We start from the raw sequence: 13,927 nt of genomic DNA, 5'->3' as shown, positions 1-13,927 counted from the left end.
GTTCGCCATCCCTAGACTCCCCGAGCAGGGGGTCCATCGGGGGACAAGTAGTGGGGCGTGGAGTGCCGGAACTCGTACTGGAATTGAACGGACAGACCTGGACGCTTGATCCTTCCAGGTCATACAGGATCGGACGCGATCCGCAGGGCGACATGGTGCTGGACGACGCCAGGGTGTCCTGGCGGCATGCCACCGTGCGCTGGGGCGGGCGCAGTTGGATCATCGAGGACCACGGCAGTACCAATGGCACGTATGTGCAGGGCCGGCGGATCCAGCAGATGGAGATCGGCCCCGGGTCGACCGTGCATCTGGGGAACGCGAGCGACGGTCCCCGGCTGGCCCTCTCCGGGAGCGCCGCGGGCACCGGCGCCGCCCCCGGGGTCGGCGCGGGCGCCTACAGCGCGCCGTCGGCGATGGGCGCGGCGCCGCAGGCCCCCCACCAGCAGCCCCCGTATCAGCAGCCCGCGCCCGCCTGGCCCCAGCCGGGACAGCAGCCCCAGCCCCAGGGCTGGCCGCAGCCTCAGGGCGCGCCCCAGCAGATACCCCACCAGCAGCCCTTCGTACCGCAGCAGCAGAACCCGCAGCAGCAGGTCCCCTCGCACCAGGCCCCGCAGCAGCAGGTCCCCCCGCACCAGGCACCCCACCCCCACGTCCCGCAGCACCACGCACCCCAGCACCAGGCTCCGCAGGCGCACGCCCCGCAGCAGAACCCGGTGCAGAAGGTCCCCGGCGCCGGCGCCGGGGCCCCGCCGGCCCACGGCGGCGACCGCAGCCCGACCACCTTCCACCAGCTCGCCGTCGGCCGGGTGATGCGCATCGGCCGTGCGCTGGAGAACGAGCTGGTCGTCTCGGACCTCCAGGTCTCCCGCCACCACGCGGAGTTCCGCGCCCTGCCCGACGGCCGCTTCGAGATCCGCGACCTGGGCAGCCACAATGGCACCTACGTCAACGGCCAGCCGGTCCGCCAGCAGATCATCGGGCCGAACGACATCGTCGGCGTCGGCCACTCCACCTTCCGGCTCGTCGGCGACCGCCTTGAGGAGTTCGTCGACACCGGCGCGGTGTCCTTCTCGGCCCGCCATCTGACGGTGACGGTCGACGGCGGCAAGCAGATCCTCAAGGACGTCTCCTTCGGCGTCCCCGAGAAGTCCCTCGTCGCGGTCATCGGCCCCTCGGGCTCCGGCAAGTCCACGCTGCTCAAGGCGCTCACCGGCTACCGCCCGGCCAACCAGGGCGACGTCCTCTACGACAACCGGAACCTCTACAAGCAGTTCGCCGAGCTGCGCCAGCGCATCGGCCTGGTCCCGCAGGACGACATCCTGCACAAGGAGCTGTCCGTCCGGAAGGCGCTGCGCTACGCCGCCAAGCTCCGGTTCCCCGGCGACACCGCCGAGGCCGAGCGCGAGGCCCGGATCGGCGAGGTGCTGCGCGAGCTCAAGCTGGACATCCACGCCGACAAGAAGGTCACCTCACTCTCCGGCGGCCAGCGCAAGCGCGTCTCCGTCGCGCTGGAGCTGCTCACGAAGCCGTCGCTGATCTTCCTGGACGAGCCGACCTCCGGCCTCGACCCGGGCATGGACCGCGATGTGATGCAGCTGCTGCGCGGTCTGGCCGACGACGGCCGCACCGTGCTGGTGGTCACCCACTCGGTGGCCGAGCTGGCGCTGTGCGACAAGCTGCTGGTCATGGCGCCGGGCGGCGCGGTCGCCTACTTCGGCCCCCCGGAGGAGGCGCTCAACTTCTTCGGGTACGAGACCTGGGCCGATGTCTTCTCGGCCTTCGAGAACTACCGCGACTACGACTGGGCGGGCCGCTGGCGCGGTTCGCAGCACTACCAGATGTACGCCGCGGACCTCGACGCCGTCGCGCCCCAGTCCGTCCACGTTCAGCCGCCCCCGGCGCGCATGCAGAAGCCGCAGAGCTGGGGCTCCCAGCTGTGGACCCTGATGCGCCGCTACCTCTCGGTGATCGCCTCGGACAAGGGCTTCATGGGCCTGATGGTGATCCTGCCCGCCGTCCTCGGCGCGGTGAGCATCGTCATCCCGTCCGACTTCGGGCTCACCATGGCACCGAAGGGCCAGTTCAACCAGGACGCGGGCACCATCACGCTGATCCTCGTGGTCGGCATGTGCTTCTCCGGCGCGGCCAACTCCGTACGAGAGCTGATCAAGGAGCGGGTGATCTACGAACGGGAACGGGCGGTCGGCCTGTCCCGCTCGGCCTATCTGATGTCCAAGGTGATCGTGCTCGGCGTGATCACCGCCTTCCAGGCCGTGATCATCTGCGCCATCGGCTTCTCCACCCGGGAACTGCCGGAGGAGGGCCTGGTCCTGCCCCCGGCCCTGGAGCTGTGCGTCGCCATCATCGCGATCGGCTTCACCTCCATGATGGTCGGCCTGGTGATCTCCGCGCTGGTGAAGACCGCCGAGAAGACCATGCCGCTGCTGGTCATGTTCGCGATCGTCCAGGTCGTGTTCACCGGCATCCTGTTCAAGATCTACGGATCGCCGGGCATCGAGCAGTTCGCCTATCTGATGCCGTCCCGCTGGGCGGTCGGCGCCGCCGGGGCGACCCTGGACCTCGGCCCCGGCCCGGGCCACATGATGGCGCCCTGGGACCGCAAGAAGCCCAATGACACCGACCCCCTGTGGGAGCACGCCACCTCGCAGTGGAGCATCGACATCCTGGTGCTGCTCGCGCTCGGCGTCGTCTGCGCCTTCGCGGTCGCGCGGCTGCTGCGCCGCCACGAGCCGGAGGTCATGCGCAAGTAGCGGCTGCCCGCGGTCTGCCCCGCGCCGGAACGCCGAAGGGCGGCGGCACCCCTCGACACGGAGGGTGCCGCCGCCCTTCGGCGTCAGGCGTCCGGATGCTCAAGATGCTCCGGAAAGTCCGAATTAGCCGGAATCAGGCCGAATCGGTTGGATCAGTACGGGCCGTTGACGTTGTCCATCGAGCCGTACCGGTGGTACGCGTAGTTGCACGCGGCGGTGATGTTGGCGACCGGGTCGTAGATGTCCCAGGAGGTGCCCTCGACGTGGTAGGCCTTGAAGGTCGGGTCTATCACCTGGAGCAGACCCTTGGAGGGAATGCCGTTCTGGGCGTTGATGTCCCAGAGGTTGATGGCGCGCGGGTTACCGCTCGACTCCCGCATGAGGTTCCGGTAGATCCCGTTGTAGCTGCCCGGGATGCCCTTCTCCTTCATGATGGCGAGCGATTCCTTGATCCAGCCGTCGAGGTTGTTCGCGTAGACGGGCTTGCGCGCGGCGGCCCGGCTCGCGGCCTCCCTGGCGGCCCGCTCCTTGTCCGCCTTCTCCTTGGCGGCCTTCTCCTCCGCGGCCTTCTTGGCGGCGGCCTCCTCGGCCGCCTTCTTCTTCGCGGCTTCCTCGGCGGCCTTCTTCTTGGCGGCCTCCTCGGCGGCCTTCTTCTTCGCCGCCTCCTCGGCCGCCTTCTTCGCGGCGGCCTCCTCCTTCGCCTGCTGCGAGGCGAGCGCGGACTGCTGGACGAGGCTCTCGCGCTGCGCCTGGTGGTCGAGGACCTGGTGGCTCCACGCCACGGGCTTGGCGGGCAGCTCCTTGACGGCGGTCGTCTGGCCCTCGGCCTGGCCCGGGACGACGGCGAACGCGAGGGCGGCGGCGCCCGCGGCGGCGATGCCGGCGGCGGAGAACTTGTGCGTCTTGGTCAAGCGGCTGTAACCGGGAATGCGGGGGACGGGCATGGCGGACTGAACCTCTTCCAATCGCTCGTGTCGCAGGCCAAATCGGCGCTCGGGAACGCCGTGTTCTGAGCTACGGCGCGGTGCGACTGGGAAATTCTTAGCGTCCGCAAAATGTTGTGGCAAAGGTGTGACATACGACCCTGCTTAGTGGACACCTGGGCCGCTCCCACCTGTGCGAGCGGCTGTTCTCCCCGCTCACCACTGTTTTAAAACGTCCACTAACCGTGGTCGTACGTGATTTAGGTCCTGTGTCAGGGGTCACAGCACTGAGGCTTCCGTATCGCGTGATGTGCCTGCGCAAATACATACTGTGGTCGTCATTCCAGGTCATGGCGACGCGCCGTCAATGCGCGATTGACTCCCCCCTCAGGCCTAGGTCCCAGGTCCCGGAGAACGCCGCCCACCGGCGGATATGTCCGAGTCCGCGCCCCCGGTACCGTGTCGGCCATGACAAAGGGACCGGGCAGCGGGGCCGGAGCGGGCCTGGCCAATGTGAGCGGCGCACTCCTCGCCATGAGCCGACACCTGGAAGTCCGGGATGTCCTAAAGACGATCGTTGTGTCGGCCCGTGAGTTGCTTGATGCGGAGTACGCCGCATTGGGGGTTCCGGACGACCATGGGGGCTTCGCCCAGTTCGTAGTAGATGGGGTCAGTGAGGAGCAGTGGAAGGCCATCGGCCCGCTGCCCCGCCAGCACGGCATCCTGGCCGCGATGCTGCGGGATGCCACCCCCCAGCGGCTGGCCGACGTCCGCCGGGATCCGCGTTTCGAGGGATGGCCCGACGCACACCCGGATATGTCCGACTTTATTGGACTTCCCATTGCCGATGGCGACGAAGTACTCGGCGCCGTCTTCCTCGCCAACAAGCGCTGCCCCAAGCCCAGCGGCGGCTGCGGATTCACCGCCGAGGACGAGGAACTGCTGGGCATCCTCGCCCAGCACGCCGCCATCGCCCTCACCAACGCCCGGCTCTACGAGCGCAGCCGCGAGCTGACCATCGCCGGGGAGCGCGCCCGGCTCGCCCACGAGCTGCACGACGCCGTCTCCCAGAAGCTGTTCTCGCTGCGGCTCACCGCCCAGGCCGCCGCCGCCCTCGTGGACCGCGACCCCGCCCGGGCCAAGGGGGAGCTGCAGCAGATAGCCGCCCTCGCCGCCGAGGCGGCCGACGAGCTGCGCTCCGCCGTCGTGGAGCTGCGCCCGGCCGCCCTCGACGAGGACGGCCTGGTGGCCACCCTGCGCACCCAGATCCAGGTCCTCGACCGCGCCCACAGCGCCCGCGTCACCTTCTGCGCCCACGGGGTGCGGGCGCTGCCCGCCGCCCAGGAGGAGGCGCTGCTGCGGGTGGCCCAGGAGGCCCTGCACAACGCGCTGCGCCACGCGGACGCCGAGCGGGTCGAGGTCACCCTGAGCCGCCGTGGCCAGGGCGCGCTGCTGCGCGTGGCCGACGACGGCGCGGGCTTCGACCCCTCGGCCGTCCGTCGGGCGGGGCGCCACCTCGGCCTGGTCTCGATGCGCGACCGGGCGGGCGGCGTGGGCGGGAGTCTGACCGTGGAGTCGGCGCCCGGCAAGGGCACCGTGATCGAAATGGAGGTGCCCGGTGGCTGAGCGAGAAGGCGCGGGGCGGCGAATCCGGGTGTTGCTCGTGGACGACCACCAGGTGGTGCGGCGCGGGCTGCGGACGTTCCTGGAGGTGCAGGACGACATCGACGTGGTGGGGGAGGCGGCCGACGGCGAGGAGGGCGTGGCCCGCGCCGAGGAGCTGCGGCCCGACGTCATCCTGATGGACGTGAAGATGCCCGGCACCGACGGCGTCGAGGCGCTGCGCCGGCTGCGCGGCCTCGACAACCCCGCCCGTGTGCTGGTCGTCACCAGCTTCACCGAGCAGCGCACGGTCGTCCCCGCGCTGCGCGCCGGCGCGGCGGGATACGTCTACAAGGACGTGGACCCCGAGGCCCTCGCGGGCGCCATCAGGTCCGTACACGCCGGGCACGTACTGCTTCAGCCCGAGGTGGCCCTGGCGCTGCTCTCCCAGGAGGAGTCGGGCGGCGGCCAGGGGCGTGGCGGCTCGCTCACCGAGCGGGAGCGCGAGGTGCTGGCCCTGATCGCGGACGGCAGGTCCAACCGGGAGATCGCCCGGGCCCTGGTCCTGTCCGAGAAGACCGTGAAGACCCATGTGTCCAACATCCTCATGAAGCTCGACCTCGCCGACCGGACGCAGGCGGCGCTGTGGGCCGTACGGCACGGAATCGGAGCCTGAGCCGGGCGATATGCGCTGATTGCCCCATTGGGTGGTGATCTGTTGCTGATACAGGAGTGCCGTCGGTCGATCCGAGATTCATACCGTCGGGTGTAAGTCACCCGGACAGCGCAACCGGGCCCGCGCCCGACCGTTCTTCAGGGCGGCTGCGGCGGCCTGCCGCAGTGTTGCGCTAGAAGGGTCTTACCAAGTGAAGAACATCAAGAAGTTCGCGGCCGTCACCATCGCGGCGGGCGGCCTCGCCGTCGCGGGTGCCGGCGCCGCCTCCGCCCAGGGCTCGCAGGCTCAGGGCCAGGCCGTGAACTCCCCGGGCATCGCCTCCGGCAACCACGTCCAGGCGCCCGTGTTCGTTCCGGTCAACGCCTGCGACAACAGCGTCCGTGCCATCGGCGCGCTGAACCAGTCCTTCGGCACCTCCTGCGGCAACCACTGAGCGTCCCCACGCCAAGGCACCCCGGCACCCCGGCGACCCCACCGCCGGGGTGCCCGCCTGTAGGCGGCCCTCAGAACCCGCCCCGCTCCAGCTCCTCCACATACGCGTTGTACGCCGCCACCTGCGCCCGCCGCGCCGTGCGCTCCACCGGCCGCAGCGCCTCCGCCCGCGCCGCGATCTCCGACGCGCTCACCGCCGCGCCGTGCTCCCCGGCACCCCCGCCCGGCCCCTGCGCGATCCCGATCAGCGCGCCCACCCGCTGGGCCAGCTCCAGTACCCGCAGCGCCCGCGGCGGATAACCCGGCGCGAGCACCTCACGCCCCCGCCCCGCCCGCGCCCGGTACGCCTCCAGCGCCGCCTGCGCGGCCGGCCCGGCCCCGGCGACATTCAGCCGCGCCAGCACCTCGGTGGCCTCCCGCAGCGCCTCCGCCAGCTCCCGCTCGGCCTCGCCCAGCGACGGCACATCGGCCGGCGGCGCCTCCCGCACCGGCAGACAGCGCCACACCACCTCGACATGGACATCCCCCTCGGGCCCCGCCTCCAGCACCTCCGGCACCAGGCCCAGGGCCACCCCCGTCACGATCACCGCCTCGCCCGCCTCCAGCGCCCGCGCGTTGAACTCCGGCGGGCCGCTCAGCCCCAGCGGATGCCCCGCCACGGGCAGCGCCACCCGCAGCCCCTTGGCCCCCATCGCCCGCAGCCGCCCGAGCGCCAGCGTGAGCCCCACGGGGGCGGACTCCCCCGGCAGGTCGGCCACGCGGTGCGAAGCGTCATCGGCCGCGATGCGATGCGCGGCCTCATCGGGAGAGACAAGTCCGGCGAGAAGGGCATTTCCCCAGGCGGCAAGGCGCCCTGAGCGCGGTTCATCGAGCATGGCCCCAGCCTAAGGACTGGCGCTGACAAGACGTGGCGTAGGTTTTCCCCTGGGGGCTGCGCCTACAGGCGCCGCGATACTCGAGACTGCAATGGGAGACAACGCGCTCATGAGCGATGTTCTGGAGCTGGTGGACGTATCCGTGGTCCGCGACGGTCGGGCTCTGGTGGACGAGGTCTCCTGGTCGATCAAAGAAGGGGAGCGGTGGGTGATCCTCGGCCCCAACGGCGCCGGCAAGACCACCCTCCTCAATGTGGCCTCCAGCTATCTCTTCCCGACCACCGGGAGCGTCCGGATCCTCGGCGAGAAGCTCGGCGCCGTCGACGTCTTCGAACTGCGCCCCCGCATCGGCATGGCGGGCATCGCCATGGCCGACAAGCTGCCCCGCCGCCAGACCGTACTCCAGACCGTGCTCACCGCCGCCTACGGCATGACCGCCCACTGGCACGAGGACTACGAGGCCGTCGACGAGCAGCGCGCCCGCGCCTTCCTCGACCGCCTGGGCATGACCGACCACCTCGAGCGGAAGTTCGGCACCCTCTCCGAGGGCGAGCGCAAGCGCACCCTCATCGCCCGGGCCATGATGACCGACCCCGAGCTGCTGCTCCTCGACGAGCCCGCGGCCGGCCTGGACCTCGGCGGCCGCGAGGACCTCGTACGCCGCCTGGGCCGGCTCGCCCGCGACCCGCTGGCCCCCTCGATGATCATGGTGACCCACCACGTCGAGGAGATCGCCCCCGGCTTCACCCACGTCCTGATGATCCGGCAGGGCAAGGTGCTGGCCGCCGGCCCGGTCGAGACCGAGCTGACCTCGCGCAACCTCTCGCACTGCTTCGGCCTCCCGCTGGTCGTGGAGCGCAACGGCGACCGCTGGACCGCCCAGGGCCTCCCGCTCAGCTGACACGCCAGCCCCCCCTTTTTTTGGGGCTCGGTTCGCCTCCGGGGCGCCAAAGCCGCTGTCGACGGTCGACCGTGCTCGGCTGCTCGTTCCTCGCAGCCTCCGCGCGCTCTCCCTTTCGACAGCGGCGCGCCCCTTCGGCTCACTCGCCGCGGGATCCCTCCCGCGGATGATCCGCGCCCTGTTCCCGGACACACCCCGAGAACTACCATGACCTTGTGGATCCTTGGGTGTGGTGGCTGATCGCCGCCGTAGGGCTGGGCATTCCGCTCGTGCTGACCGCGATGCCGGAATTCGGCATGGTCGCGGTCGGCGCCGTCGCCGCCGCGATCACCGACGCGCTCGGCGGCGGAGCCGTGCTCCAGGTCGTGGTCTTCTCTGCCGTCTCCGTCGCGCTGGTCGCCGCCGTGCGGCCCATCGCGGTCCGCAGCCGCACCCAGCGCCCCGAGCTGGTCAGCGGCGTGGAGGCGCTGAAGGGCCGCCAGGCCGTCGTCCTGGAGCGGGTGGACGGGAGCGGCGGCGGGCGGATCAAACTCGCCGGGGAGGTCTGGTCGGCCCGCGCGCTCGACCCCGACCAGTCCTACGAGCCCGGCCAGCAGGTCGACGTCGTGGACATCGACGGCGCCACGGCCGTGGTCATGTGAACCAGCGAGCCGTCATACGCGGATACCAACCGGATACCAGCGGTGGGCGGTCCGGCTGTCAACTGCCCCTCAGATCTGAAAGACTTGACCCGAGATCGACATCGAGACTGGCATCAAGACCGGTACCGGGATCGACATCGAGATCGACGACCAGACCTGATCATCCAGATCAACGAAAGCATGAAGGGCACGGGAAGCCGCTGTGGACGCGATCATCATTGTCCTGATCATCCTGGTGGTGCTCGTCTTCGTCGCACTCATCAAGACGATCCAGGTCATCCCGCAGGCGAGCGCGGCCATCGTCGAGCGCTTCGGCCGCTACACCCGCACCCTCAACGCGGGCCTCAACATCGTCGTGCCGTTCATCGACACGATCCGCAACCGCGTCGACCTCCGTGAGCAGGTCGTGCCGTTCCCGCCGCAGCCGGTGATCACCCAGGACAACCTGGTGGTCAACATCGACACCGTCATCTACTACCAGGTCACCGACGCCCGCGCCGCCACCTACGAGGTCGCCAGCTACATCCAGGCGATCGAGCAGCTCACCGTCACCACCCTGCGCAACATCATCGGCGGCATGGACCTGGAGCGCACCCTGACCTCCCGCGAGGAGATCAACGCGGCGCTGCGCGGCGTGCTCGACGAGGCCACCGGCAAGTGGGGCATCCGCGTCAACCGCGTCGAGCTCAAGGCGATCGAGCCGCCGACCTCCATCCAGGACTCGATGGAGAAGCAGATGCGCGCCGACCGTGACAAGCGCGCGGCGATCCTCCAGGCCGAAGGTGTCCGGCAGTCCGAGATCCTGCGCGCCGAGGGTGAGAAGCAGTCCTCGATCCTGCGGGCCGAGGGTGACGCCAAGGCCGCCGCGCTGCGCGCCGAGGGTGAGGCTCAGGCGATCCGTACGGTCTTCGAGTCCATCCACGCCGGGGACCCCGACCAGAAGCTGCTCTCGTACCAGTACCTCCAGATGCTCCCGAAGATCGCCGAGGGCGACGCCAACAAGCTCTGGATCGTGCCCAGCGAGATCGGCGACGCCCTCAAGGGACTCGGCGGCGCCATCGGCAACTTCGGCCCGATGGCCGGTGGGAACGGCGGCGGTCCCGCCGCCACCGGCAAGGAGGCCGCACCGCGCCGCGAGCAGCCCACGATCGACTGACGCCACACCCACAACGCCGAACCCCCGCGCACCGCGCGGGGGTTCATGCGTGTCGGGCCCGGCCCTCGGCTCTCAGCTCTCAGTGCGTCACGCGGGCAGCGCCAGCCACTCCGGCAGGTCCTCGCGCCCCGCCGCCCCCAGCGCCAGCAGCAGCGCGTCCGAGGGCGTCGGCTCGAACGGCGTGCTCAGCAGCCGCATCCCGGCCTGCTCCGGAGTCCGGTCCGCCTTGCGGTGGTTGTCCTCGGCGCAGGAGGCCACCGTGTTGAGCCAGGTGTCCCCGCCGCCGTGCGACCGCGGCACCACGTGGTCCACGGTCGTCGCCCGGCGGCCGCAGTAGGCGCACCGGTGCCGGTCCCGTACCAGCACCCCGCGCCGCGACCACGGAGCGCGTCTTCGGAACGGCACGCGTACGTACCGGCGCAGCCGGATCACCCGGGGCAGCGGCAGATCGACCTCCGCGGCCCGCACCCGGAGCCCGGGATGGGCGTGTTCGATGACTGCCTTGTTCTGCAGGACCAGCACCACCGCACGGCGCAGCGACACCGCAGACAGCGGCTCGAAGCTCGCGTTGAGAACCAGCGTCTCCCGCATCCCGACCACCTCCCGCATCCGGCGAACCCCCGGCCCGCGAGAGCGGGCGGGCCGGGGTCCATCTTTCGCCGGGAGCGAGGCCGGGACAACGCAATTTAGACCCGGGGCAGGGTCAGTTCAGGCCGCGCACAAGGCCCGGCACCAAGGACCGGGGAGGAGGACCCTGCCCTGCCCGGGCGCGCCGGCCCGGTGGCGCGGGCCGGTCAGCCGGCGGCCGGGTTCTCGTACTCGCCGATCAGCTGGGCGCGGGCCAGCGTGTGGAAGCGCAGATTGAAGCCGACGACCGCGGGCGAGGCGTCGGCGTCCGGGCCGAGCTTCTCGGTGTCCACCGCGTAGACGGTGAACACATAGCGGTGCGAGCCGTCCCCGGGCGGCGGCGCGGCCCCGCCGAAGTCGCGGGAGCCGTAGTCGTTCCGGGCGTGCACCGCCCCCTCGGGAAGCCCCTCGAAGGAGCCGCTGCCCGCGCCGGCCGGCAACTCGGTGACATCGGCGGGGATGTCGAACAGCACCCAGTGCCAGAACCCGCTGCCCGTGGGCGCGTCCGGGTCGTAGCAGGTGACGGCGAAGCTCTTGGTCTCCGCCGGGAAACCCTCCCAGCGCAGCTGCGGCGAGGTGTTCCCCTCGGCGTGGACCTGGGCGGACTTCAGGGTGCCCCCGGGTTCGACATCGTCGCTCACCACGGTGAACGACGGCACCGGCGGATGGAAATCGTGGGGGAGCGGGCGCCGGTTCTGCTCGGACACGTCGAAACCTCCTGCTGCTCGCGCTGGTCTGTCGGGGTCGTATCGGCGGCCAGCCTAACGAGATCGCCGCCGCGCGGGCTGACACCATGCCCCCATGACCGGAGCCAAGCCCGCGCCCCCGCCCGGCCCCCGCCGGCACACCGCCGCACTGCACCTGGACGGGGTCCGGGACAAGGCGGGCTTTCTCGACCGCTGTGCCCGGGACCTCGGGTTCCCCGCCTGGTTCGGCCGTAACTGGGACGCGCTCGCCGACTGCCTCGGCGACCTGTCCTGGTGGGGCCGGCCGGCCGAAGGCTTCGTCCTGCGCGTCCACGGCTGGGAGGCCTTCCGTACGGCGGCGCCCGAGGCCGCCGCGACGGCGGCCGAGGTGTTCGCCGAGGCCACCGCCCGCTGGGCCGAGCGCGGAACCCCGCTGACGGTGCGGTACGAGTAACGCGGGCGGGGCGTGCACCGCGTGAACACGGTGCACGCCCCGCGTGCGAGCTGTCGACGGGCCAGGACCGCCGGCGGTCAGAACCAGTTGCGCTTGCCGCCGACCTCGGCGAGCCACTGGTTCAGGTACGCGGCCCAGTCGGTGTCCTGGTAGGACGCAAGGTTGACGGTGAAGGAGCGGTAGGAGTCGCCGCCTTCGGAGAACAGGCCGGGCTTCTTGTCCATCTCCAGGACGACGTCCATCTCCCGGTCGTCCGAGACGAAGCTCAGCTCGACCTGGTTGAGCCCGCGGTACTGCTGCGGCGCGTAGAACTCGATCTCCTGGTAGAACGGCAGCCGCTGCCGGGTCCCACGGATGTGGCCGCGCTCCAGGTCGGCGCTCTTGAACCGGAAGCCGAGCTGGCCGAAGGCGTCGAGAATGGCCTGCTGGGCCGGGAGCGGGTGCACATTCACCGGGTCCAGGTCGCCCGAGTCCACCGCGCGCGCGATCTGCAGCTCCGTCGTCACACCCACGTTCATCCCGGTGAGGTGGCGGCCCAGGAACATCGTGATGGGCGTCTCCCAGGGGATCTCGAGACCGAACTGCACCGCGTGCACCGCCCCGGCCTGCACCTCGAACGCGCCGCCCAGCTGCTGCTTGGTGAACTGGATGTCCTGCTTGTACTCCTGGTCGTTGCCCTCCACCTCGACCCGCGCCTGCAGACCGACCGAGAGGCCCTCGATCTGCTGCGCCACCGAGCCGCCCTGGATCCGGACCTCACCCTGGACGATGCCGCCCGGGACGACGTTCTCCTCCGTCAGCACCGTCTCCACCGAAGCGCCACCGGCACCCAGACTCGCGAGCAGCTTCTTGAAGCCCATGTTCTCCCTCTCAAGGACGCGCCTGCGTCGTGTTCCGATCGCACGGCGACCACTGTTGAACCCTAGGAACGCGGAACGGCGGGGAGCGGTTCCGCGCCGCCCACCCTGTCAGCGGACGGGGCCCGCTCCAACCACCCGTTCGTATCCCTTGCACTACGCTCGGGCGGCGTGATCGCAGGACCTGACCGTACGCCGCTGCCCCGCACCTTCTTCGACCGCCCCGTCCTGGAGGTGGCCCCCGACCTCCTCGGGCGCACCCTGGTCCGCCGCACACCGGACGGACCGATCGAACTGCGCCTGACCGAAGTGGAGGCGTACGCGGGGCCGGCCGACCCGGGATCGCATGCCTACCGGGGCCGCACCGAGCGCAACGCCGTCATGTTCGGGCCCCCGGGCCATGCGTATGTCTACTTCACCTACGGCATGTGGCACTGCCTGAACCTGGTGTGCGGCCCGGAGGGCTTTCCCAGCGGGGTGCTGCTGCGCGCGGGGGAGATTCTGAGCGGCCAGGAGTGGGCGCACAAGCACCGCCCCACCGCCCGCAACGACCAGGAGCTGGCCAAGGGCCCCGCGCGGCTCGCCACGGCCCTCGGCGTCGACCGCCGGCTGAACGGCAGCGATGTCTGCTCCGGCCCGCAGGCCCCGATGTGGATACTCACCGGCACCCCCGTCCCGCCCGACCGGGTGCTGAGCGGCCCGCGCACGGGCGTCGGCGGTGAGGGCGCAACGCACCCCTGGCGCTTCTGGATCGACGGCGACCCGACGGTGAGCCCGTACCGCGCCCACACTCCCCGCCGCCGCAAGTCCGACGCGCCGTCAGACCGAACTTGACTCGGGCCATGCCGACGCCTAACGTAGCCCGAGCCGCTTGAGACGGGCAGCGCTGTCGGTACGACCACGGTCGGGCCACGGCACCCCGGAGCCGCAGGCGGCAAACCACTACCGAAGATTCCCGAACAGGGTCTATTTCCGCTGCGCGGAAATTCGATCCGAAGGCTCGATTAGGAGCCGGGCCGGAAATCAGCTAAAGTAGTGGACACACCGAAGGGAAGCGCCCGGAGAAACCGGTGAAACGGTTTCGAAGGAAGCGTCCGTTCCTTGAGAACTCAACAGCGTGCTAAAAGTCAACGCCAGATATGTTGATACCCCGTACGGTCGGCCCAGTGTGGCTGATCGGACGAGGTTCCTTTGAAGAAACACACACAGCGAGGACGCTGTGAGCGGGCTGGATTATTCCTCCGGTCTGCTCCGCTCTCGTGGTGTTGCCGGGATAGCCCGGAAGCATTCACGGAGAGTTTGATCCTGGCTCAGGACGAACGCTGG

Annotated in this window: 14 protein-coding genes and 1 rRNA gene (1 of these 15 only partly in view); 10 read left to right on the top strand and 5 right to left on the bottom strand. The window is 70.5% G+C overall.

Annotated features, from left to right (window positions below; genetic code table 11):
• Nucleotides 1–50 precede the first annotated feature (50 nt).
• On the top strand, nt 51–2,771 hold the full coding sequence (locus BBH68_RS01060) for an FHA domain-containing protein (protein ID WP_065958238.1): 2,721 nt from the start codon (nt 51–53) through the stop codon (nt 2,769–2,771).
• 152 nt (nt 2,772–2,923) lie between these two features.
• Here the strand turns inward: BBH68_RS01060 and BBH68_RS01055 are convergent, their stop codons facing one another.
• The gene (locus BBH68_RS01055) at nt 2,924–3,715 is read right to left on the bottom strand and encodes a transglycosylase SLT domain-containing protein (RefSeq protein WP_065958237.1); all 792 of its coding nucleotides are present in this window, start codon (nt 3,713–3,715) and stop codon (nt 2,924–2,926) included.
• Nucleotides 3,716–4,162: 447 nt separating this feature from the next.
• Here BBH68_RS01055 and BBH68_RS01050 point away from each other — a divergent pair, with 447 nt between their 5' ends.
• From BBH68_RS01050 to BBH68_RS01040, 3 genes are all read left to right on the top strand, one after another.
• Nucleotides 4,163–5,320 carry a GAF domain-containing sensor histidine kinase gene (locus tag BBH68_RS01050; RefSeq protein WP_065958234.1) on the top strand — a complete coding sequence of 386 codons (1,158 nt, stop codon included), beginning with the start codon at nt 4,163–4,165 and terminating at the stop codon, nt 5,318–5,320.
• Nucleotides 5,313–5,972 carry a response regulator gene (locus tag BBH68_RS01045; protein WP_076971075.1) on the top strand — a complete coding sequence of 220 codons (660 nt, stop codon included), beginning with the start codon at nt 5,313–5,315 and terminating at the stop codon, nt 5,970–5,972. Before BBH68_RS01050 ends, BBH68_RS01045 begins: the two co-directional genes overlap by 8 nt.
• Before the next feature lie 190 nt (nt 5,973–6,162).
• A complete protein-coding gene (locus BBH68_RS01040) occupies nt 6,163–6,405 on the top strand; it encodes a chaplin (protein ID WP_065958232.1) in 243 nt (80 codons plus the stop codon).
• A 70-nt stretch (nt 6,406–6,475) separates the two neighbouring features.
• Here BBH68_RS01040 and BBH68_RS01035 read toward each other — a convergent pair whose 3' ends face one another.
• Nucleotides 6,476–7,279, bottom strand: coding sequence for a hypothetical protein (locus tag BBH68_RS01035; protein WP_065958230.1), 804 nt, complete (start codon nt 7,277–7,279; stop codon nt 6,476–6,478).
• 109 nt (nt 7,280–7,388) lie between these two features.
• Here BBH68_RS01035 and BBH68_RS01030 point away from each other — a divergent pair, with 109 nt between their 5' ends.
• From BBH68_RS01030 to BBH68_RS01020, 3 genes are all read left to right on the top strand, one after another.
• Nucleotides 7,389–8,180: an ABC transporter ATP-binding protein gene (locus BBH68_RS01030; protein ID WP_065958418.1), complete on the top strand. Its 792-nt coding sequence runs from the start codon at nt 7,389–7,391 to the stop codon at nt 8,178–8,180.
• Nucleotides 8,181–8,395: 215 nt separating this feature from the next.
• Entirely contained in the window at nt 8,396–8,821 is a 426-nt protein-coding gene (locus tag BBH68_RS01025) for an NfeD family protein (RefSeq protein ID WP_076971076.1), read from the top strand.
• Nucleotides 8,822–9,023: 202 nt separating this feature from the next.
• Complete coding sequence (locus tag BBH68_RS01020) at nt 9,024–9,977, top strand: SPFH domain-containing protein (RefSeq protein WP_065958227.1); 954 nt, start codon at nt 9,024–9,026, stop codon at nt 9,975–9,977.
• A gap of 87 nt (nt 9,978–10,064) precedes the next feature.
• On the opposite strand, the gene BBH68_RS01015 is transcribed toward BBH68_RS01020, so the two are convergent.
• The gene (locus tag BBH68_RS01015; RefSeq protein ID WP_065958417.1) at nt 10,065–10,568 is read right to left on the bottom strand and encodes an HNH endonuclease; all 504 of its coding nucleotides are present in this window, start codon (nt 10,566–10,568) and stop codon (nt 10,065–10,067) included.
• 203 nt (nt 10,569–10,771) lie between these two features.
• The gene (locus BBH68_RS01010) at nt 10,772–11,311 is read right to left on the bottom strand and encodes a YbhB/YbcL family Raf kinase inhibitor-like protein (protein WP_065958225.1); all 540 of its coding nucleotides are present in this window, start codon (nt 11,309–11,311) and stop codon (nt 10,772–10,774) included.
• Between the two features lie 94 nt (nt 11,312–11,405).
• Between BBH68_RS01010 and BBH68_RS01005 the strand changes: the two genes are divergently transcribed.
• A complete protein-coding gene (locus BBH68_RS01005; protein WP_065958224.1) occupies nt 11,406–11,744 on the top strand; it encodes a barstar family protein in 339 nt (112 codons plus the stop codon).
• Nucleotides 11,745–11,821: 77 nt separating this feature from the next.
• On the opposite strand, the gene BBH68_RS01000 is transcribed toward BBH68_RS01005, so the two are convergent.
• A complete protein-coding gene (locus BBH68_RS01000) occupies nt 11,822–12,604 on the bottom strand; it encodes a sporulation protein (RefSeq protein WP_065958223.1) in 783 nt (260 codons plus the stop codon).
• 168 nt (nt 12,605–12,772) lie between these two features.
• Here BBH68_RS01000 and BBH68_RS00995 point away from each other — a divergent pair, with 168 nt between their 5' ends.
• Together BBH68_RS00995 and BBH68_RS00990 are read left to right on the top strand one after the other, a co-directional pair.
• Complete coding sequence (locus BBH68_RS00995; protein ID WP_065958221.1) at nt 12,773–13,435, top strand: DNA-3-methyladenine glycosylase; 663 nt, start codon at nt 12,773–12,775, stop codon at nt 13,433–13,435.
• A 453-nt stretch (nt 13,436–13,888) separates the two neighbouring features.
• A 16S ribosomal RNA gene (locus BBH68_RS00990) occupies nt 13,889–13,927 on the top strand; it runs 1,486 nt beyond the window's last position.

This window comes from Streptomyces sparsogenes (assembly GCF_001704635.1).
Classification (GTDB): Bacteria; Actinomycetota; Actinomycetes; order Streptomycetales; family Streptomycetaceae; genus Streptomyces; species Streptomyces sparsogenes.
The sequence above is the reverse complement of the archived record's forward strand: the minus strand, read 5'-3'. Positions and strand labels throughout refer to the sequence as shown.

What these genes read in the sequence shown, in the direction of transcription:
- BBH68_RS01055 (WP_065958237.1), bottom strand. Translation starts at nt 3,715, where the DNA reads ATGCCCGTCCCCCGCATTCCCGGTTACAGCCGCTTGACCAAGACGCAC.
- BBH68_RS01050 (WP_065958234.1), top strand. Translation starts at nt 4,163, where the DNA reads ATGACAAAGGGACCGGGCAGCGGGGCCGGAGCGGGCCTGGCCAATGTG.
- BBH68_RS01035 (WP_065958230.1), bottom strand. Translation starts at nt 7,279, where the DNA reads ATGCTCGATGAACCGCGCTCAGGGCGCCTTGCCGCCTGGGGAAATGCC.
- BBH68_RS01030 (WP_065958418.1), top strand. Translation starts at nt 7,389, where the DNA reads ATGAGCGATGTTCTGGAGCTGGTGGACGTATCCGTGGTCCGCGACGGT.
- BBH68_RS01015 (WP_065958417.1), bottom strand. Translation starts at nt 10,568, where the DNA reads ATGCGGGAGACGCTGGTTCTCAACGCGAGCTTCGAGCCGCTGTCTGCG.
- BBH68_RS01005 (WP_065958224.1), top strand. Translation starts at nt 11,406, where the DNA reads ATGACCGGAGCCAAGCCCGCGCCCCCGCCCGGCCCCCGCCGGCACACC.
- BBH68_RS01000 (WP_065958223.1), bottom strand. Translation starts at nt 12,604, where the DNA reads ATGGGCTTCAAGAAGCTGCTCGCGAGTCTGGGTGCCGGTGGCGCTTCG.